The 18484-nt window shown below is 73.0% G+C and carries 19 protein-coding genes; 12 read left to right on the top strand and 7 right to left on the bottom strand.

The features are described from left to right. The first annotated feature begins 3 nt into the window (after nt 1-3). Genes ACWDLG_RS11895 through ACWDLG_RS11870 form a run of 6 tightly spaced genes read left to right on the top strand, consistent with a single transcriptional unit; the run spans nt 4 to nt 6472 of the window. Entirely contained in the window at nt 4-1608 is a 1605-nt protein-coding gene (locus ACWDLG_RS11895; RefSeq protein ID WP_449918777.1) for an ABC transporter substrate-binding protein, read from the top strand. Continuing rightward, nucleotides 1578-2552 (top strand): ABC transporter permease, encoded by a 975-nt coding sequence (locus ACWDLG_RS11890; protein ID WP_449918774.1) that lies wholly within the window; start codon nt 1578-1580, stop codon nt 2550-2552. The genes ACWDLG_RS11895 and ACWDLG_RS11890 overlap by 31 nt, the downstream gene beginning before the upstream one ends. Continuing rightward, nucleotides 2552-3403, top strand: coding sequence for an ABC transporter permease (locus ACWDLG_RS11885; protein ID WP_449918772.1), 852 nt, complete (start codon nt 2552-2554; stop codon nt 3401-3403). The genes ACWDLG_RS11890 and ACWDLG_RS11885 overlap by 1 nt, the downstream gene beginning before the upstream one ends. A gap of 2 nt (nt 3404-3405) precedes the next feature. Continuing rightward, nucleotides 3406-4332 carry an ABC transporter ATP-binding protein gene (locus tag ACWDLG_RS11880; protein WP_354908038.1) on the top strand — a complete coding sequence of 309 codons (927 nt, stop codon included), beginning with the start codon at nt 3406-3408 and terminating at the stop codon, nt 4330-4332. Further along, the gene (locus tag ACWDLG_RS11875) at nt 4329-5072 is read left to right on the top strand and encodes an ABC transporter ATP-binding protein (RefSeq protein ID WP_354908036.1); all 744 of its coding nucleotides are present in this window, start codon (nt 4329-4331) and stop codon (nt 5070-5072) included. The genes ACWDLG_RS11880 and ACWDLG_RS11875 overlap by 4 nt, the downstream gene beginning before the upstream one ends. 8 nt (nt 5073-5080) lie before the next feature. Further along, a complete protein-coding gene (locus tag ACWDLG_RS11870) occupies nt 5081-6472 on the top strand; it encodes an amidase (protein WP_449918770.1) in 1392 nt (463 codons plus the stop codon). Between the two features lie 54 nt (nt 6473-6526). On the opposite strand, the gene ACWDLG_RS11865 is transcribed toward ACWDLG_RS11870, so the two are convergent. Further along, on the bottom strand, nt 6527-6892 hold the full coding sequence (locus ACWDLG_RS11865; protein ID WP_449918768.1) for a YybH family protein: 366 nt from the start codon (nt 6890-6892) through the stop codon (nt 6527-6529). A 70-nt stretch (nt 6893-6962) separates the two neighbouring features. On the opposite strand from ACWDLG_RS11865, the gene ACWDLG_RS11860 reads away from it, so the two are divergent. Both ACWDLG_RS11860 and ACWDLG_RS11855 read left to right on the top strand, forming a co-directional pair. After that, nucleotides 6963-7838, top strand: coding sequence for a LysR family transcriptional regulator (locus ACWDLG_RS11860; protein ID WP_449918765.1), 876 nt, complete (start codon nt 6963-6965; stop codon nt 7836-7838). 106 nt (nt 7839-7944) lie between these two features. Beyond that, nucleotides 7945-9387, top strand: a complete 1443-nt coding sequence (locus tag ACWDLG_RS11855) for a carboxylesterase/lipase family protein (RefSeq protein ID WP_449918762.1) — start codon at nt 7945-7947, stop codon at nt 9385-9387. 72 nt (nt 9388-9459) lie between these two features. Here the strand turns inward: ACWDLG_RS11855 and ACWDLG_RS11850 are convergent, their stop codons facing one another. Beyond that, a complete protein-coding gene (locus tag ACWDLG_RS11850) occupies nt 9460-10161 on the bottom strand; it encodes a hypothetical protein (protein ID WP_449918759.1) in 702 nt (233 codons plus the stop codon). Nucleotides 10162-10429: 268 nt separating this feature from the next. Between ACWDLG_RS11850 and ACWDLG_RS11845 the strand changes: the two genes are divergently transcribed. After that, on the top strand, nt 10430-11434 hold the full coding sequence (locus tag ACWDLG_RS11845; RefSeq protein ID WP_449918757.1) for a S1 family peptidase: 1005 nt from the start codon (nt 10430-10432) through the stop codon (nt 11432-11434). 100 nt (nt 11435-11534) lie between these two features. Here the strand turns inward: ACWDLG_RS11845 and ACWDLG_RS11840 are convergent, their stop codons facing one another. The 3 genes from ACWDLG_RS11840 to ACWDLG_RS11830 are packed head-to-tail and all read right to left on the bottom strand — an operon-like array spanning nt 11535 to nt 13393. After that, entirely contained in the window at nt 11535-12311 is a 777-nt protein-coding gene (locus ACWDLG_RS11840) for a MauE/DoxX family redox-associated membrane protein (RefSeq protein ID WP_449918754.1), read from the bottom strand. A gap of 25 nt (nt 12312-12336) precedes the next feature. Further along, nucleotides 12337-12933: a cell wall protein gene (locus tag ACWDLG_RS11835; protein ID WP_449918752.1), complete on the bottom strand. Its 597-nt coding sequence runs from the start codon at nt 12931-12933 to the stop codon at nt 12337-12339. 10 nt (nt 12934-12943) lie between these two features. Further along, entirely contained in the window at nt 12944-13393 is a 450-nt protein-coding gene (locus ACWDLG_RS11830) for an RlpA-like double-psi beta-barrel domain-containing protein (protein ID WP_354908023.1), read from the bottom strand. A 184-nt stretch (nt 13394-13577) separates the two neighbouring features. Here ACWDLG_RS11830 and ACWDLG_RS11825 point away from each other — a divergent pair, with 184 nt between their 5' ends. Continuing rightward, nucleotides 13578-14387, top strand: a complete 810-nt coding sequence (locus ACWDLG_RS11825; RefSeq protein ID WP_449918749.1) for an LLM class flavin-dependent oxidoreductase — start codon at nt 13578-13580, stop codon at nt 14385-14387. Nucleotides 14388-14416: 29 nt separating this feature from the next. Then, nucleotides 14417-15598, top strand: a complete 1182-nt coding sequence (locus tag ACWDLG_RS11820) for an MFS transporter (RefSeq protein WP_449918747.1) — start codon at nt 14417-14419, stop codon at nt 15596-15598. 121 nt (nt 15599-15719) lie between these two features. Here the strand turns inward: ACWDLG_RS11820 and ACWDLG_RS11815 are convergent, their stop codons facing one another. Both ACWDLG_RS11815 and ACWDLG_RS11810 read right to left on the bottom strand, forming a co-directional pair. After that, nucleotides 15720-16001, bottom strand: coding sequence for a hypothetical protein (locus ACWDLG_RS11815; RefSeq protein ID WP_354908018.1), 282 nt, complete (start codon nt 15999-16001; stop codon nt 15720-15722). An 82-nt stretch (nt 16002-16083) separates the two neighbouring features. Then, complete coding sequence (locus tag ACWDLG_RS11810; RefSeq protein WP_449919701.1) at nt 16084-16827, bottom strand: alpha/beta fold hydrolase; 744 nt, start codon at nt 16825-16827, stop codon at nt 16084-16086. A 194-nt stretch (nt 16828-17021) separates the two neighbouring features. Here ACWDLG_RS11810 and ACWDLG_RS11805 point away from each other — a divergent pair, with 194 nt between their 5' ends. After that, nucleotides 17022-18431, top strand: coding sequence for a GAF domain-containing protein (locus ACWDLG_RS11805; protein WP_449918744.1), 1410 nt, complete (start codon nt 17022-17024; stop codon nt 18429-18431). Nucleotides 18432-18484 lie beyond the last annotated feature (53 nt).

Raw genomic sequence — 18484 nt, 5'->3', positions numbered from 1 at the left:
CTCATGAGCAGACGACGGTGGACGGCGCTGGCCGTCCTCACCTTGACCGTGACGGCCGCCGCGTGCGGCGGAGGAGGCGGGAACGCGACGCCCTCCCCCGGCAAGACCCTCAGCTCCGGCACTCCCCTGCCCAAGGGTGACATCGATGCCTTCACCTGGGCCTCCTACGCCGAGCCCCCGACCCTCGACTACGTCTACGCCTTCGACTACCCGCAGAACATGGTGTTGTCCAACATCTGCGAGAGCCTCATGCGCTGGACGCCGGAGCTGAAGGAGGAGCCCGGCCTGGCGGAGAAGTACGAGCAGCGCGACCCCAAGACGCTCGTCTACACCATCCGCAAGGGCGTGAAGTTCCACAGTGGCGCCGAGCTGACGGCCGACGACGTGGTGGCCAGCCTCAACCGGCACCTCGACGAGAAGATCGGCTCCTACTGGATCTCCAGCTACCGCAACGTCGAGTCGATCACCAAGACCGGCCCGATGGAGGTGACGGTCAAGTTCACCAGGCCCGACGCGCTGTTCAACCTGGAGATGGGCGCCTCCCCCGGTACGGTGGCCAGCGCCGCCTCGCTCAAGGCGAAGGGCAAGTCGTTCGGCACCGCCGACGGGGGCCTGGACTGCACGGGCCCGTTCAAGCTCGGCACCTGGACCAAGGGACAGTCGATCCAGCTGGACCGCTTCGCCGGCTACTGGGGCGACAAGGCCAAGGCCGGCAAGGTCACCTTCACCTTCGTGGCCGACGCGGCCGCCAGGACCAACGCCCTGGTGACCGGCGAGGCCGACGGCAGCTGGATGGTGCCGGCCGCCTCCGTCGCCCGGCTGCGGTCCTCGGGTGCCGGGACCGTCTACGGCGGCCCCAACCTGACCACCGCGAACCTGATCGTCTCCGACCTCAAGAACGGCACGCTCGCCGATCTCCGGGTACGGCGGGCGCTGTCGCTGGCCATCGACAGGCAGGGCCTGGCCAAGGCGGCCTTCGGCGACTACAGCAGCCCCTCGCTCGTGCCGGGGCCGGTCGAGTCCTGGCGCAACGCGGCGGCCAAGCCGTCCGCGCCGGCCGTCACGCGGGACGTGGAAGGGGCCAAGAAGCTCATCGCCGAGGCCGGGGCGCAGGGCAAGAAGATCGTGATCGGCACCTCCAACACGGGTCCCGAGATGTCGGTGATCTCCAACGCCGTGCAGGCGGCGGCCCAGGAGATCGGCTTGTCCGCCGAGGTGCGCACCGTCGCCCCCGACGCCTACACCGCGCTGTTCTCCGACCCCGAGGCGCGCAAGGGGATCGACCTGTTCCCGACGTTCTGGTACCTGTCGGCGACCGACCCGCTGGAGCTGTACGGGCTGTTCGAGACCGGGCAGTTCGAGAACTACGGCGGCTTCTCCGACCCCGCCTACGACAAGCTCGTCGAGGCGGCCCAGGTGGAGTTCGACCGGGTCAAGCGGGCCCAGCTGACGGCCAAGCTCCAGGACACCGTCGCCACGCAGCTGCCGTGGATCCCGCTGGCGGACCTCGACAACGTGATGTTCCTCGGCAAGCGCATCACGGGCGCGCCCACCAGCATCTCCTACCTCTACTACCCGTGGGCCGCGGACATCGGCGCGGCGGGCTGATGGCGCGCTTCCTGCTGCGGCGCCTGGCCGGGATGGCCGCGATCCTGGGGGCGGCCTCCTTCCTGGTGTTCGGCGCTCTCCAGCTCGCGCCGGGAGACCCGGCCAGCTTCCTGCTCAGCGGCCGTTCGGCCACGCCGGAGGCCATCGCCGCCATCCGCGCGCAGTACCGGCTCGACGACCCGGTCCCCGTGCAGTACCTGCACTGGATCGGCGGCGTGCTCACCGGCGACTTCGGCCGCTCGGTGCAGTTCCGCTCCGACGTCGGCGGGCTGATCGCCGCCCGCGTGCCCGTCACGCTCACCCTCATCGGCATGGCCTTCGCGCTCACCATGGTCCTCGGCCTGGCGTTCGGCGTGTGGAGCGCGATCAGGCCCGGCCTGGTCGACAAGTCGGTGCTGGTGGGCAGCTCGGTCGCGGTCGCCACCCCCTCGTTCGTGCTGGGGTTCGTGCTCATCGCGGTGTTCTCGGTGAACCTCGGCTGGTTCCCGTCCATCGGCGCGGGCGAGGGCCTGGCCGACCGGCTGCACCATCTCACGCTGCCCGCCGTCGCGCTCGCCCTCACCTTCGCCGGGGTGCTGGCCCGGGTGTCGCGCACGGCGATGATCGACCAGCTGGGCCAGGAGTACGTCACGGTCGCCCGCGGCCGGGGCGTGCCCGAGCGGGCCATCGTGCGCCGGCACGTGCTGCGCGGCGCCATGACCGTGACCCTCACCTACGGCGGCCTGCTCGTTCCCGGCCTGCTGGTCTCGACCGTGCTGGTGGAGACCACCTTCGGAGTCAACGGCCTGGGCCAGCTGCTGCAGTACTCGGTGACGGTCAAGGACTTCCCCGTCGTGCAGGCGCTGACCCTGCTGACCGTGGCGGTGTTCGTGGTCACCAACCTCGTGGTGGACCTGCTGGCGCCGCTGGCCGATCCCCGCGTCCGCCTGGGAGCGAGGACCTGATGGAACAACTCGTCGTCAGACCCGGCCTGCGTGGCCTCACCGGCCGGCTCAAGGGCGGCGGCCTGCGGACGGCGGCGCTGGCGGTGATCGCGCTGCTGGTCGTGGCCGCCGTGCTGGCGCCGCTGGTGGCCCCCGCCGACCCCGACGCGGTGGACCTGTCGGCGGTGCTGGCCGGACCGAGCGCCGACCACCTGCTCGGCGCCGACGCCTCCGGCCGCGACCTGCTCTCCAGGGTGATCTACGGCGCGCGGACGGGTCTGCTCGGGCCGCTGGGCGTCGTGGCCCTGTCCACGGTGCTCGGAGTCGCGATCGGGCTGGCCGCCGCCTGGCACGGCGGCTGGATGGACACCGCGCTGTCGCGCTCGATGGAGCTGGTCTTCGCCTTCCCCGGCCTGCTGCTGGCCATGCTGGTCGTCGCGATGTACGGCCCCGGCCAGCTCGGACCGGTGATCACCCTCGCCGTGGCGTACACGCCGTTCGTCGGCCGCATGGTGCGCGGCGTGGCGCGAGGGGAGATGGGCCGGCCGTACATCGCCGCCTACCGGGCGCTGGGATTCAGCGGCCTGACCATCTGCCTGCGCCACCTGCTGCCGAACATCGCGCCGGTGATCCTCGCCCAGTCCACGATCAACTTCGGCTACGCCCTGCTCGACCTGGCCGGGCTCGCCTTCCTCGGCCTGGGTGTGCAACCGCCGGCCGCCGACTGGGGAGCCATGATCAACGAGGGCCAGTCCGCCGTCCTGCAGGGGGCGCTCGGCCCGATCCTCGTGCCCGGCATGGCCATCGTGCTCAGCGTGATCGCCTTCAACATCGTCGGTGAGAGCCTCGCCGACCGCGTCTCCAGGAGGTGACCATGCTGGAGATCGACGACCTTTCGGTACGGCTGCCGCGCACCGCCCGCCCGGCGATCGACCGCATCTCGCTCACCGTGGCCGAGAACGAGACCGTCGGCCTGGTGGGCGAGTCGGGGTCCGGCAAGTCCCTGACCGCGCGGGCCGTTCTCGGCCTGCTGCCGAAGGGCGCGCGGACCTCGGGCGAGATCCGCATGGACGGCGCCGACGTGCTGTCGATGTCGCCGGCGGGGCTGCGCCGCCACCGGACCCACGCGGCCGCGATGATCTACCAGGACCCGCGGGCGGCGATCAGCCCCTTCCGGCGGATCGGCGACTTCCTCGCCGAGATCCTCCGTGAGGAGATGGGCGCCAGGGCGGCGCGTGCCCGCGCCGTCGAGCTGCTGGGCATGGTCGGCCTGCCGGAACCCGAGCGGCACGTGCGCCAGCATCCGCACGAGCTGTCCGGCGGCATGCTCCAGCGGGTGGTGATCGCGGCGGCCCTGGCGGGCGAACCTCGGCTGCTGCTGGCCGACGAGCCGACCACCGCGCTGGACGTGACCACCCAGGCCGAGATCATCCGGCTGCTGCGCGAGCTGCGCGCCAGGACGCGGACCGGGATGCTCTTCATCACCCACGACCTCGAGCTGGCCGCCATGATCTGCGACCGCGTCTACGTCATGTACGCGGGCCGGGTCATGGAGACCGGGCCGACGCGGCAGCTGTTCGCCAAGCCGCGCCACCCCTACACCGAGGGCCTGCTGTCGGCCACGCCGCGCGTCAGCGACCTGGGCACGCTGCCGCCCCCGATCCCCGGACGCCCGCCGGACCTGCTGTCGGCGCCGCCCGGCTGCCCGTTCGCCCCGCGCTGCCCGCACGCCATGGACTCCTGTACGGCCGCCGCCCCGCTCCTGGTGGACGGGGTGGCCTGTGTGAAGGCGGAACCGTGAACATCGACCTCGAGGTGCGCGGCCTGAGCAAGCGGTACGGCGCGTTCACCGCGGTGGACGACGTCGGCTTCGACCTGGCGACGGGCGGCTCGCTCGGCCTGGTCGGCGAGTCGGGCTCCGGCAAGACCACGACGGCCAGGCTGCTGCTCGGGCTGGAGCGCCCCGACGCGGGCACGGTGCTGGTGGCGGGCCGGCCGCTGGCCTCGCTCGGCCGCAAGGACCGGGCGAGGCTGATCCAGATCGTCTTCCAGGATCCCCTCGGTTCGCTCGACCCGCGCCTCACCGTCGAGGAGTCGCTGGCCGAGGTGCTGCGGCTGCACTTTCCCGGCGAACCGCACGCGGCGCGGACGGCCGAGCTGCTCGAGCAGGTCGGCCTCGGCCCGCGCGAGGCGCGCGCGATGCCCAGGGAACTGTCGGGCGGGCAGCGGCAGCGCGTCGCCATCGCCAGGGCGCTGGCCGTACGGCCCAAGGTGCTGGTGCTCGACGAGGCCGTGGCCGCGCTCGACGTGTCGGTCCAGGCGCAGATCCTCGGCCTGCTGGCCGAGATCCGCACGGCCGGCGACGTCTCCTACCTGTTCATCACCCACGACCTGGCCGTGGTCGGCTGCGTCACCGACCACGTGGCCGTCATGAGGCGCGGCCGGATCGTCGAGTCGGGGCCGACGGCGCGGGTGCTGACCGCGCCGGAGCACGAGTACACGCGGCTCCTGCTGGACTCCGTCCCGCGGCCCGCCTTCTGAGGAGAGTCATGGAAATGCTGTGTTACCTCTCGGCCACCGAGGCCCACGCCCTGATGTCCAGGCGTGAGCTGTCGCCCGTGGAGCTGCTCAACGCCGTCATCGACCGGGCGGAGGCGGTGGAGCCGCGGATCAACGCCTTCACCGAGCGCCTGTACGAGTCGGCGATGGAGCAGGCCAAGACCGCCGAGACCGCCTACCTGAACGGCACCGCCAGGCCGCTCGAGGGCATCCCGGTGGCCGTCAAGGAGGAGCAGCCCATCGAGGGCCGCACCCACGAGGAGGGCTCGCTCCTGCTCCAGGGCATGATCTCCGAGGAGACCCACCCGGTGGTCAGCCGGATCGCGCAGGCGGGCGGCATCATCCACGCCAGGACCACGACGCCCGAGTTCAGCTGCGCCGCCTTCACCCACAGCAGGCTGTGGGGCGTGACGCGCAACCCGTGGAACCTCGACTACTCGCCGGGAGGCTCGTCGGGCGGCTCCGGCGCCTCGCTGGCCGCGGGCACCTCGCTGCTGGCCACCGGTTCCGACATCGGCGGCTCCATCCGCATCCCCGCCTCCTTCTGCGGGGTGGTCGGGTTCAAGCCGCCCTTCGGGCGGGTGCCCGCGCTGCCGCCGTTCAACCTCGACCAGTACTGCCACGACGGGCCCATGGCGCGCACCGTCGCCGACGTCGCCCTGCTGCAGAACGTGATCGCCGGGCCGCACCCGTGGGACGTGGTCTCCATCCGGCCCAAGCTGGAGCTGCCGCCGCTCACCGGCGACGTGCGCGGGATGCGGATCGCCCTGTCGACGACACTCGGCGACTACCTGGTGGAGCCGGACGTCGTGGCCGGCACGCTGGCCGCCGCCGAGGCGCTGCGGGCGGCCGGGGCGGTCGTGGAGGAGGTCGAGCTGCCCTGGACCAGGGCGCAGATCATGGCCGCCGCCGACGCCCACTTCGCGGGCATCTTCGGCGCCGGGATCGGCGAGCTGGCCGCCGAGCACGCGGACCTGCTGTCGGACTACACGCGGCGCTTCGCCGGCACCAAGCCGGAGCTCAGCTTCTACCAGGGCATGGAGCTGGAGGGCCTGATCTACCGGCCGCTCGGCGAGCTGCTGGAACGGTTCGACGCGCTGCTGTGCCCGACCACGGCCGTGCCCGCCTTCCCTGCCGAGCACGACGGCGGCCCGCTGCCGATCAACGGCGAGCTCGGCCACTACATGCTCGGGGTGATGACGATCCCGTTCAACATCGCCAGCCGCTGCCCGGTCCTGTCGGTCCCGTCGGGGCGGGCCGCCACCGGCGTGCCGACCGGCGTGCAGGTCGTGGGCCGCACCTACGACGACGTCACGGTCTTCCAGGTCGCCGCCTGCCTGGAAGCCGCCCTCCCCGGCATCGGACGGCCCGCCGTAGCCTGACGCTCTGATCGCCGGGGGATGCCGGGGGATGTCGGGGATGGCACGCGGGCCGGGTCAGCCGGTGGTGGGGACGAACTCGGGCTGGTCGAGCACGCGCAGCCAGCTGCCGTCCGGCTGGCGCCTGACGACCTGGGCGCGGGCGCCGGCCCCGTCCCTCGGCGCGGTCGAGGTGAGGGCGACGTCGCCACTGACCAGCGTCGGCAGCGGCGTCTCCGGCTCGAAGCGGGGACGGCCGGCCAGCACCTTCTCCCACAGGGCGCGGATGGCCTGCCGGCCCACGGTCTGGCCGCCCGGCGGGTAGGCCAGCACCGCGTCCTCCTCGTACAGCGCGGCGACCCCTGCCGCGTCACCGGCGTTGGAGCGCTCGACGAACAGGCGGGTGATGTCCTCGGGCCGCATGGCCTTCTCGTATTCCGTCATGGTTCCAGCCTCGCGACGCCGTCTCCAGAAGTCCAACAGCTGGTTCTGATGGGATCTAGAATCAGCAGTTATGGAGTTGCGGCAGCTGGAGTACTTCGTCGCGGTCGCGGAGGAGCGGAGCTTCACCCGGGCGGCCGAGCGCGTGCACATCAGCCAGTCCGGGGTCAGCGCCCAGATCCGCCGGTTGGAGCGCGAGCTCGGCGCCGAGCTGTTCGACCGCTCGGCGCGCGTGGCGAGCCTGACCGTCGCGGGCAAGGCCGCGCTCGACCACGCCCGCGCGGCGCTCGCCGCCGCCGGCGCGGTCGGCCAGGCGGTGGGCGAGGTGACCGGCCTGATCAGGGGCCGGCTCACGGTCGGGATGGTCGTCGGCTGCACCGTCACGCCGCTGTTCGACGCCCTGGCGGCCTTCCACCGGGAGCATCCGGGTGTGGAGATCTCGCTGCTGGAGGACAACTCCGCCCGGCTCGTCGAGGGCGTGCGCGAAGGCGGCCTCGATCTGGCCCTCGTCGGGACCGCGGCCGCCACACCTGACGGGCTGGACGCGCTGACCATCGTCAGCGAGCGGCTCGTCGCGGCCGTCCCGGCCGGGCACCCCCTCACGCGGCTGCGCCGGCTCACCCTGCGTGACCTGGCCGCCCACCCGATCGTGTGCATGCCGCCCGGCACCGGCCTGCGCGCGGTGCTCGACCAGGCCTGCGCCGCGCAAGGCCTCGAGCCGGTGATCACCCTGCAGGCAGGCGCCGCGGACGCCATCGCCGATCTGGCGGCTCGCGGGCTCGCCGTCGCCGTCCTCAGCCAGTCGATGGCCGTGCCGTACCGCGACCGGCTCGCCGCCCTCACCATCGACGACGTCGAGACGCCCGCCCTGCTCGCCCTGACCTGGAAGAGCCCGCCCGCCCCGGCGGTGCGCGCGTTCCTCCCCCACGGCAGGCGAGCCTTCCGCTGACACCCCGGATCAGGGACGTACCATGCCGAATGGTACGGTCACGCAGTAACGATCTTGGGGCTGATCCCCACGGGATCGCCTCCTCCACCACGAGAGGGGTCGGGCCATGCGGCTGATCGCTGCGGCGACCACGACAGGCACAATCCAGGGACACCTCGACGACGGCGTCGCGACGTTCAAGGGCATCCCCTACGCCAAGAGCCCGTTCGGACCGCTGCGCATGGCGGCCCCGCAACCGGCGGATCCATGGGACGGCGTCCGCGACGCGACCAGCTTCGGACCGCGACCGCCCCAGCCGGCGATCCTGCCCGGCATGCCGCGATGGAGCTCCGCGGACGGGCTCGACTGCCTGACGGTCAACGTCTGGACGCCCGACCCCGGCGGCGCGGGCCTGCCGGTGATGGTGTGGATCTACGGCGGCGCCTACCTCACGGGCGCGACCGACTTCCCCGAGTACGACGGTGCCCGCCTGGCCCGCGAAGGCGTCGTGGTGATCAGCGTCAACCACCGGATCGGCATGGAGGGGTACGGGCAGGTCGACGGCGCCCCCGCCAACCGGGGCCTGCTCGACCAGGTCGCCGCGCTGCGCTGGGTCCAGGAGAACGCGGCGGCCTTCGGCGGCGATCCAGGCAACGTGACCGTCTTCGGCGAGTCGGCGGGGGCCGGCGCGATCGCGTGCCTGATGGCGATGCCCGCGGCGGCGGGGCTGTTCAGGCGCGCGATCGCGCAGAGCGTGCCGGGGGCGTTCTTCACACCCGAACTCGCCTCCGGCATCACCGCGGCGATCATGGAAGGGCTCGGCGGCGGCTCGCCGTACGACGCCGCGCCCGAGGACCTCGTCGAGAGCGCCGGCGCGCTCATGATGGCGCCCGGACGTGACGATCCCGGGCGCTGGGGGCCGATGGCGTTCCTGCGGATGCCCTTCGCGCCGGTCGTCGACGGCGAGGTGCTGACCACCACGCCGTGGGAGGCGCTGTCGGCCGGGGCCGGGCGGGACATCGAGCTGGTCGTGGGCTTCACCAGGGACGAGTTCCGGTACTTCCACACGCTCGGCGGCGGAAGGACCGGCGACCTCGGCGCCGCCATGAGGACGCTCGCGCCCGCCGGCGCGGAGGCCGCCTACCGGGCCGCGCGCCCCGAGGCGACGGCCGAGGATTTGTACGTGCTGCTGATGTCGGACTGGCTGTTCAGGATGCCCAGCGCGCTGCTGGCCGACGCGCACCAGGGGCAGGTGCACGCCTACGAGCTGGCCTGGTCGCCGACGGGGATGGGCGCCTGCCACGGGCTCGACGTGCCGTTGACGTTCGGCACCCTCGACGCCCCGCTCGCGCTGATGCTGACGGGCGGCTCCCCCGAGGGCGAGGGCCTGTCACGGCAGTTCCGCACCGCCTGGACCCGGTTCGCGGCCGGCGGCGACCCGGGCTGGGCCGCCTACGACCCGGTGAAGGCCACCACCCACGTGTTCGACGTCGACCCCTCGGACGTCTCCGACCCCGAGGCGCCCTCGCGGGCGCTCTGGTCGCAGCGCGGCATCCAGGTCATCGGCTAGCTCCGGGACCGCCCGGCGCCGGCGCCCCGAGCCCGTCGGTCACGCGCGCTCCCCCGGCATCCCCGCCGTGACCTAGTGACCCATCACGGGACGGGCGCCGGCGGAGGGCACCGGCAGGTGCTCGCGGATGAGCAGCCAGCTCGCGGCCAGGACCCACGCGGCCGTCAGCAGGCCCGGCAGGATCAGCGTCAGCGGGCCGTCCGGCCGCAGCGCCCCGCTCCCGCCGCCCACCAGGATCGCGGCCAGCAGCCTGACCGCGGCGACGGCGACGGCGAACCAGGCCATCCACACGGGGAACGCCCGGGTGCGCATGATCGCGGCGGCCATGGCCGCGAACAGGCCCGCGACGGCGATCCCGGCGATCCCGCCCATCACCGTCAGCGCCGTGTACGGCCCGGAGGCGATGGTCAGCAGCGCCGGGTTCGCGGTCATGGCGTAGGTCATGCCGGCGAAGACCGACACGCCGATGAACCCGATCGCGGTGACGAGCACGAACCCGGCCAGCACCAGGGCGGGGGTGTCGCTGCCCTCGTCGGCCTGGCGGAAGGCGGTGGTCAGCGCGACGCCGAACCACAGGAACAGCATCAGCGCGACGGCGAAGAGCGTGGCCGCCGCGAGGATCTGGGCCCGGTAGCCGGCCAGGTATCCGGCGATCGTCATCGTCGGCTCGGTGATGCTCGGAGCGTTCCCCATCACCAGCCGGCCGACGGCCCCGACGACCAGGGCACCGATACCGGCCAGTCCGCCCCATCGCAGCTCGTGACTCTTGTTCACGGCAACCACCTCCAGTTTCGATGATTCGTCCGGTTTGTCCCTGGGCTCAAGAAGCGTGGGGGCATTTTTCGCCGACCTTTGCGCGCACGCGTGGAGGGGCCTTCCCCGGGTAGTGTCGAAGGACGGCAACGATGGTCCGTCCACCCGAAGCCGCAGGTAGCCTTGCCGATGCGGCTGCGGGCCGAGCCGGCGGCACGTTGTCGGCCAGTGGTGCGTGGATCGTTCCAGGTTTCTCCCCGGCCGCCTCTGCGACTGATGGGAGAGGTGCGTGTCCAAGGCGACTGGCAGACGATCGGCGGTGCTCGCCGCCCTCATGGCCACCGGTCTCGCGCTGGCCACCGCTCCGGTCGCCGCCGCGGCCGCCGGCACGCCGAGCGTGAGCGCGGGCGGGGGCGCGACAGGCGCGGCCGCGAGCGCGGGCGGGAGTCCTGCGGGCGCCGCGAGCGCGGGCGGGAGTGCCGCGGGCGCGGTGAGCGCGGGCACCGCGGGTGCCGGCCGTCCCGCGATCATCGGCGGGCGGCCCGCCACCGAGAGCTACCCGTTCATGGTGTCCTTCCAGCTGAAGGAGCTGCCGAAGCACCACTGCGGCGGCGCCCTCGTCGCCGCCGACTGGGTCGTCACCGCCGCCCACTGCAAGGGCCTCATGAAGCCGGGCAGGACACAGGTACGGATCGGCTCACTCGACCGCGAGGTGGGCGGGGTCGTCACCAGCGTCAAGCGCGTCGTCACCTACGGCGACAGCGGCGGGTACGGGGACGGGATGCCGATGGCCGCCAGATCCGACATCGCGCTCGTCCAGCTCGACCGGCGGGTGAACCTCGCGCCCGTCCGCATCGCCGCCGAGCCCGGCGAGGTCGGCGAGCCCAGCCGTGTCATCGGCTGGGGCATGACCTGCGAGGACAGGAACGACAGCGCCTGCACGAGCACGCGGTGGCTCCAGGAGCTCGACACCGTGCGCGTGGCCGACGGCCGGTGCGCCGACCTCGGGGGAAGCGGCGAGCTGTGCATCGGCGAGCGTGACGGGCGGGCGGCCAGCTCCTGCCACGGCGACTCGGGAGGCCCGCTGATCCGCCGGGTGGCCGGCCGGTGGGAGCTGGTCGGCGCCACCTCGCGCGACGGCGACGACCTGGGCGAGCGCACGGACGGCCATGCCGGCTGCTCCACCAACCCCGAAGGCGGGCCGGGGGTCGGCATCTGGACGGACGTGACCCACTACCGCGACTGGATCGCCGACACCGTCGAGGGGTCCGCCCCGCTCCACGACGCCTCCTGAACCGGCCATCGACCGGGATCTCCGGGTGACCGGCGGCCCGCCGGCCCACCGGGTGACTGGTGGATCGGCGGGTTGGCGGGTGACCGGTGGATCGGCGGGCTCAGGCCGGCGCCGGCTCCTCGACGAGGGCGACGCGCACGGCGGAGGGGTCGCCGCCGGACAGCGGGATGGCGAAGACCGCCGTCCGCGCGCCTGCCGCGTAGCTGACGAACCGCAGGCCGTCCTCCTCCCAGACGTCCTGGACGTCCGAGGTGAGCCGCGCGGACGCCGTGCAGTAGGCGGGACTCCGGTAGAGCAGGCGCAGCGAGACCTCCGGCGGAATCTCCCGCCCGTCGGGGACGGCGAGCGGCTTGCGCAGCCGTACGAACAACTGTCGCAGGGGTGTGAGCCAGTGCCGGTCCAGCTCCGGCGACAGGACGAGAAGCGCGACCGCCTCGGCCAGGCCCAGCAGCAGGAGCGGCGGGTCCGGCCGGAACGGCGGCGCCGGGATCGCGGCGAGGCTCATGGCGAGCAGGAGCCCGGCACGGGCGAAGCCGCGCACGTTCACGGGCTGGGCGTGGGCGCCGAGGCAGCCGCACGAGGAGGCGGGGGCGGCCACGGCGGCGTAGCCGAGGTAGGCCAGGAACCCGAGGGAGAGCGCGGCGGCGGCCGTGCCCTCCCAGGGGGAGGCCGGCGGCAGGAGCAGCGCGGCCGCCACTGCCAGCTCCGCCAGCCCGACGAGCCGGAGCAGGGGGATCGCGCGCGCCGGGCCGACCAGCCGGGCCAGGGCGGTCTGCCCGGCCTGCGATCGCATCCGTCGGGAGAACAGTTTCAGCACGGCCGCCCAGGCGAGGAAGGCGGCGATCACGTACGGCTGCAGCGCGGCGATCCCTTGCATGTGTCGCTCCTAGTGCGGGGAGAAGCTAGTGCGGGGAGAAGACGGTGGCGATGTCGGCCTCGTTGGTGTCAGGGCGCCAGGCGCCGAGGATCTGCACGTGCTGACCGACGCGGAGCAGCGACAGGTCCGCCGAGGCGGGAGCGTCGGAGTGGATGGCGACCGACCTGCCCGGCACGACGTGGCAGAGGATCTCCTTGCCGTGGTGGTCGAGGTGGATCTTCTCGCTGGTGATGTTGGTGATGTGGCCCTTGATGTTGATGATGTTGAGCCACACCGACTCGGCGGCGAGCACGCCGTCGGGCATGCGGACGCCTCTGGCGTAGAGGCCGTCGCCCGGCTTGGCCTGGTCGAAGCCGACCGGGCCGAGCTTCCACAGGCTGGTGCCGTCGACGACCCTGATGGAGTGGAACACCAGGTTCGAGCCGAGGACGAGAAGGGTGTTGTCCTTGATGGAGCGGATCCGGCCCTCGGCGAAGTCGGGGTCGGGGGTTCCCGGCTCGACCTGCGGTGCCGCCGCGCCGAAGGCGGCTTCGGCGCCGAGCGATCCCATCGCGGTGGCGGCGACGACGGTGGCGCCGCCGCCGAGCACGGCGGACTTGAGCAGTTGCCTTCTGCTGGTCATGGCGTGCTCCCTAGGCGGTCGAGATCTCGCACGGCCGCAGGCCGGTGGACAGGCTGGCGATCCGGCTGTAGGCCGCGGGGGTGAGGTCGATCAGCCGGTTGCTGGCGCAGGTCGCGCCGCAGCAGCTGCGCTCACCGCAGAACAGGTCCGTCTGTGGGCCGCAGTCGGCGATGGAGGTGATGACGCTGGCGCCGCCGCACAGCGACGTGGTCTGGTGGCGGAATCCGCAGGTCCGCCGGGACAGGGAGTCTCCGCACACGTCCGGGCGGGTGATCGCCCAGCAGGCGTCGGAGGTGTTGGGCCATGCGTGCTGCAGGCTGCCCGAGTTGCAGGTGCCGCAGGCTCCCCTGCCGGTGGTGCTGCACGGGCCCCAGGCGGTCCCGCAACAGAACCAGGAGACTTCTCCTTGGACGGGGCCGAGTAAGTCGACGGGCGGGTCGGTGGGCTTGCTGCGCGCCATGCGCGTCCTCCTTGGGGTGGGCTCCGACGGTCCCCCGATGAGAAGGTGCAGCGGTACTGAAACTTTCCGACTTGATCTATCAATAGCATGTAAGTAAGTTTCGTCAATCCCCCTGTTGTGGCGGGTTCCACCGGCGTGACGGAGTCCCTTCAGCGACGGGCGCCTGCGTCTATAGCCTGAACCCGTGCGAATTGGGGTGAATGTTCCGAACTTCGGACCCGGCACCGATCCCGGCATGCTGCGCAGCTGGGCGCAGACCGTCGAAGGGCTCGGGTTCGACCTGCTGATGGTCTCCGACCACGTCGTGGTGACGCCCGACGTGGCCGCGCAGTACCCGGCGCCCTTCTACGAGCCGTTCACCACGCTGTCGTGGCTGGCCGGGATCACCACCAGGGTCACGCTCGGCACGACCGTGCTGATCGTGCCGTACCGGCATCCGCTGGTCACCGCCCGGATGGCGATCAACCTGCACGACCTGAGCGGCGGGCGGTTCGTGCTCGGCGTGGGGGTGGGCTGGGCCCGGCAGGAGTTCGAGGCGCTCGGCGTGCCGTTCGACAGGCGAGGCCGGCTGACCGACGAGTACCTCGACGTCATGCGCGCCGCCTGGGAAGGGCGTGACATCCCGCTCTGGGTGGGCGGCTCCAGCGAGGCCGCCCAGCGGCGGGCCGTCAGGCTCGGCGCGGCCTGGCATCCGCTGCGGTACCCGATGGCGCGGCTGGAGGAGTCGGTCGAACGGCTGGCGGCGCTGGCCGCCGAGGAGGACCGCCCGCTCCCCGCGCTGGTTCCCCGGATCGCGCTCGACCTGTCCCCCCGCGCGGGGAACCGGCTGGCGGGCCAGGGAACGATCGAGCAGGTGGCGGCCGATCTTGAGCGGTTGAAGGCGCTCGGTGCCGAGGCCGTCGTCCTCGATCCGTTCAGCGGGGACCCGGAGGAGACCCGGCGGCCCGAGCGGGCATGGCGTGACCTCGCGGCGGTCGCCGCGATCAGGCGGTAGCCGATCCGGGACGAGAACGAAGGAGCGACATGACCGGCGACGAGGAGACGCCGCCCCCGCGCGCCATGGGGCCGCTGTACGCCGCGGGGTTCACCACCGCGTTCGGCGCCCACGCCATCGCCGCCAACCTCGGCGGCTTCAGCGCCGACGCGGTGACCTCACTGCTGATGCTCGGCGGCCTGCTGGCCCTGTACGACGGGGCCGAGGTCGTGCTCAAACCGGTCTTCGGCACGCTCGCCGACCGCGTCGGGGCGCGGCCCGTCCTGCTCGGCGGCCTGATCGCCTTCGCCGCCGCCTCCGCGCTCTACGCGGTGGCCGACAGCCCCGGCTGGCTGTGGGCGGCCCGCCTCGGCCAGGGGGCAGCGGCCTCCGCGTTCTCCCCATCCGCCGCCGCCCTGGTCGCCCGCCTCAACCCGGCCGCCAAGCACGGCCGCGCCTTCGGCGGCTACGGCTTCGCCAAGTCCGTCGGCTACACCCTCGGCCCGCTGATCGGCGGCGTCGTGGTCTGGGCGGGCGGGCTGTCGCTGCTGTTCGCGGTCACGGCCGGGCTCGCGGCCGCCGTCGCGCTCTGGGCGGCGCTGGCCGTCCCCGCCGTGCCGCCGCTGCCGCGCGCCCGCCAGACCGTGCTCGACCTGGCCAGGAGGCTGTCCGCGCCCTCCTTCCTCGGCCCCACCGCGGCGCTCGCGGGCGCGAGCGCCGCACTGTCGGTCGGGGTCGGCTTCCTGCCGGTCTCCGGCGCCGCGGCCGGGCTCGGCACCGTGGCCACCGGCGCCGCCGTCTCCGTGCTGGCCGCCTGCGCCGCCGTCGTCCAGCCGGTCGCCGGGCGCGCCCTCGACGCGGGACGGCTCGGCCTGCGCGCCGGACTGCCGGCCGGCCTGCTGGTCACCGCCGCCGGGCTGGGCTGCGCGATGCTGCCGGGGCTGCCCGGACTGCTGTCCGGCGCGGTCCTGGTCGGTGCGGGAACGGGGCTGATCACCCCGCTCGGGTTCGCCGCCCTGGCCGCCGCCACCCCGCGGGAACGGCTCGGCCAGACGATGGGGGCGGCCGAGCTCGGCCGCGAACTCGGCGACGCGGGCGGGCCGCTGCTGGTGGCCGGCGTCGCGACCGCCTCCACGCCGGCGTACGGCTTCGCCGCCCTGGCCCTGCTCCTGGCCGCCGGACCGGTCGTCCTGCTGGCCGCCCGACACCGCACCTCACGCCCGGCGCGATAGCGCGGCACGGGCGTGAGGTGCGGTCCGAGCGAGCGTGTCCCCGGGCGCCCTCCCGCCCGGGGACACACGATCCGATGGCGACGGCGAGCCGTCCCCCGAAGGGGGACCGGGCTCTGGTCGCCTACCGCGAGACGTACTCGGCCAGCACGGCGGCGGCACCCTGAGGATCGTCGACCGGGTGCCGCTTGTTGGCGTTCTGCCAGGAGTAGCAGGCGCCGCCGTACCCGACGAAGACCCAGACGGGAAGTCCTGGCGGGGGCCGGTGCACCATGAGAGCGGTGTTGTTGTCGCGCAGCTCGGCGTTGACGCCGAGCAGCACGAGGTGGTCGCGGAGCCGGACGAGCTGGTACTCCTCGTGCAGGTGCGCGAGGTCGGCCGCCGCGGTGGCCGCGATCCTGGTCACCTGGCGCTCCTGAGGTCCTGCCGCCTGCGGGGCACTCGAGACACTCCCACTCCCCACGTGAGATCCAATCCGCGTTCCGACGTCAGGAGCGCAGGAACGCCGCCAGGGTCTCGTTGAACCTGTCGGGCTCCTCGCTGAACGGGGCGTGGCCGCTGTTCTCGAAGCGGGCCACCTGGGCCTTGGGCAGCCGCTCGGCCAGCCAGGCGTCGAGCTCACCCGGGAAGATCTTGCTGCGCGCGCCGTACATGAGCAGGGTCGGTACGGTGAGCGACGGCAGGACCGGGCGCAGGTCGGCGTAGGCCATGTCGTACCAGACCGACAGCGCCGCCGACGTGGCCATCTTGGTGGTCTCGGCGTAGACGGCGTCGATCACCTCTTCCGGCGGCGTCTCGGCGAAGCACGCGGCGATGAACGGCTTGATCACGCTCGGCCTGGCATGGCGCACGCCCTGGGTGAAGACGGCGAGGTCGGTCGTGGAGTAGCCGCCGAGCAGCGGGAAGTCCCACCCCTCCCCGTCCAGGAACCGCGGCGACTGGTCGACGAAGGCCGCCGAGCGCAGCAGGTCGCAGCCGTACTGCTGGACGTAGGACAGGATGACCGCGGTGCCCATCGACCAGCCCACCATGCACACATCGCGCACTCCCAGATGGTCGAGCAAGGTTCGTACATCGCGGGCATATTGCGACAAAGTGTGACCTTCATCGGTTTTTCCGGACAGACCATGCCCGCGGAGGTCTACAGTGATGACCCGGTTCGACTCGCTGAGCGGCCCGACGTTCTGACCCCAGAAGGTGCTGTTCATCGTCCACCCATGGATGAGCAGCACGGCGGGCCCGGAACCGCGGTCCTCGTAGTAGAGCGGAACGCCGTCGGGCAACTCCAGATATGACAACGCGTCTCCCTCGGATGTGGAAATGTCCAGGCCGTAACGACTATCCGCTTACGCACCCCGGCCGGCCAAGGCTCGAGCCCACGTTGCATTGGGGTTGCATCCGGCGCTACCTTTCTCGGCAGGAGATCATGGACGACTCGACGCGACGCATGGCCCGTGCTCGCGAGCGGGCACTGAGCGGCCAACGACCTGCGCAGGTGCGCCCCGAGGTACGTGAGTCCTGGGACCGTGCCCGGCAGCAGGGGGTGCATCCCGACCGGTCCCTGCCGCCCATCGAGCTGGCGGAGGACCGCGTGCGCGGGCTGCGGCGCGACCATCCGCTGGCCTCGGTCTGGCCGACCCTGCTGGCGACGCTGAGCGACGCGGCGACGCAGCCGGGTCACCTGGTCTTCGCCAGCGACTCGGCCGGCCACCTGCTGTGGATCATGGGCGACCGGTCGGCGCGGCGGCTGGCCGAGCGGGTGAACCTGGTGCCCGGCGCGTTGTGGAGCGAGGGCAAGGCGGGCACCAGCGGCGTGGGCACGGCGCTGGCGCTCAGCCGGCCGTTCCGCGTGCGCGGTCCCGAGCACTTCCTGTCGGTCGCCGTCGACTTCACCTGTTCCGCCGCGCCCATCCGCAACCCGGTCACGGGCGAGCTGCTCGGCGCGATCGACGTGACCTGCCCCACGCCCGCCGCGAACTCCCTGTCCCTGTCGCTGGTCGCCGCCGCGGCGCGGCTGGCCGAGGCGCAGCTGGGCGAGCAGACCAGGCACCAGGACGAACTGCTGCGCATGCGCTACCTCGACCACGTCATGCGCCACAAGGGCATCCACAGCGCGCTGGTGGGTGCCGACGGCCGGGTGCTGCACGCCTCGCCCGGCGGCTGGCTCCCGCGGCGCTGGCCGTTCCCGCCCAGGGAAGGACCCGCGACGCTCGCCGACGGCCGCCGGGTGGTGGTCGAGCGCCTGTCCCCCTCCGGCCCGTTCGCGGTGCACTGCACCGACGACGCCGACAGCGCCGACGAGGGACTGCTGCTGCACGCGCTCGGCCGTGATCGCGCGTGGATCCGCCTGGACGGCGTCACCCACGAGCTCAGCGCCCGCCACAGCGAGCTCGTCGTGCTGCTGGCGGCCCATCCGGCGGGGCTGACCGCCGACGCGCTGGCCCGCGAGGTCTACGGGCGGGGCGCCAAGACGGTCACCCTGCGCGCCGAGATGACCAGGCTGCGCCGGGTGCTCGGCTACCGCCTCGGCTCCGACCCCTACCGGCTGCTCGGGCGGACGACGGCCGACTTCCTCGCTCTCGACGAGGACCTGACCGGCGTGGACGTCGGCGAGCTGCTCGACCGGTACCCCGGCCCGCTGCTGCCGTCCTCGCGCGCGGAGGGCGTCGGGGCGCTGCGCGAACGGCTGCACCAGCGGTTGCGCGGCAGGCTCCTGTCCCATGGCGACGCCGACGCCCTGACCCGCTGGATCACCGCGCCGCACGGGCGTGACGACACCGCCGTACGGCAGGCGCTGCACGGCCACCTGCCGTCCCAGGACGGCACCCGGCGCTGATCCGGCGGTCGGCGGGGCGACGCGACTTCTTCCAATAGGGGCGATTAGTAACC

This window comes from Nonomuraea sp. NPDC003727 (assembly GCF_053586935.1).
The sequence above is the reverse complement of the archived record's forward strand: the minus strand, read 5'-3'. Positions and strand labels throughout refer to the sequence as shown.

Excerpts from the sequence above, each read along its gene's own strand:
- ACWDLG_RS11895 (WP_449918777.1), top strand. The coding sequence starts at position 4 with ATGAGCAGACGACGGTGGACGGCGCTGGCCGTCCTCACCTTGACCGTG.
- ACWDLG_RS11885 (WP_449918772.1), top strand. The coding sequence starts at position 2,552 with ATGGAACAACTCGTCGTCAGACCCGGCCTGCGTGGCCTCACCGGCCGG.
- ACWDLG_RS11880 (WP_354908038.1), top strand. The coding sequence starts at position 3,406 with ATGCTGGAGATCGACGACCTTTCGGTACGGCTGCCGCGCACCGCCCGC.
- ACWDLG_RS11870 (WP_449918770.1), top strand. The coding sequence starts at position 5,081 with ATGGAAATGCTGTGTTACCTCTCGGCCACCGAGGCCCACGCCCTGATG.
- ACWDLG_RS11865 (WP_449918768.1), bottom strand. The coding sequence starts at position 6,892 with ATGACGGAATACGAGAAGGCCATGCGGCCCGAGGACATCACCCGCCTG.
- ACWDLG_RS11860 (WP_449918765.1), top strand. The coding sequence starts at position 6,963 with ATGGAGTTGCGGCAGCTGGAGTACTTCGTCGCGGTCGCGGAGGAGCGG.
- ACWDLG_RS11855 (WP_449918762.1), top strand. The coding sequence starts at position 7,945 with ATGCGGCTGATCGCTGCGGCGACCACGACAGGCACAATCCAGGGACAC.
- ACWDLG_RS11840 (WP_449918754.1), bottom strand. The coding sequence starts at position 12,311 with ATGCAAGGGATCGCCGCGCTGCAGCCGTACGTGATCGCCGCCTTCCTC.
- ACWDLG_RS11835 (WP_449918752.1), bottom strand. The coding sequence starts at position 12,933 with ATGACCAGCAGAAGGCAACTGCTCAAGTCCGCCGTGCTCGGCGGCGGC.
- ACWDLG_RS11830 (WP_354908023.1), bottom strand. The coding sequence starts at position 13,393 with ATGGCGCGCAGCAAGCCCACCGACCCGCCCGTCGACTTACTCGGCCCC.
- ACWDLG_RS11820 (WP_449918747.1), top strand. The coding sequence starts at position 14,417 with ATGACCGGCGACGAGGAGACGCCGCCCCCGCGCGCCATGGGGCCGCTG.
- ACWDLG_RS11805 (WP_449918744.1), top strand. The coding sequence starts at position 17,022 with ATGGACGACTCGACGCGACGCATGGCCCGTGCTCGCGAGCGGGCACTG.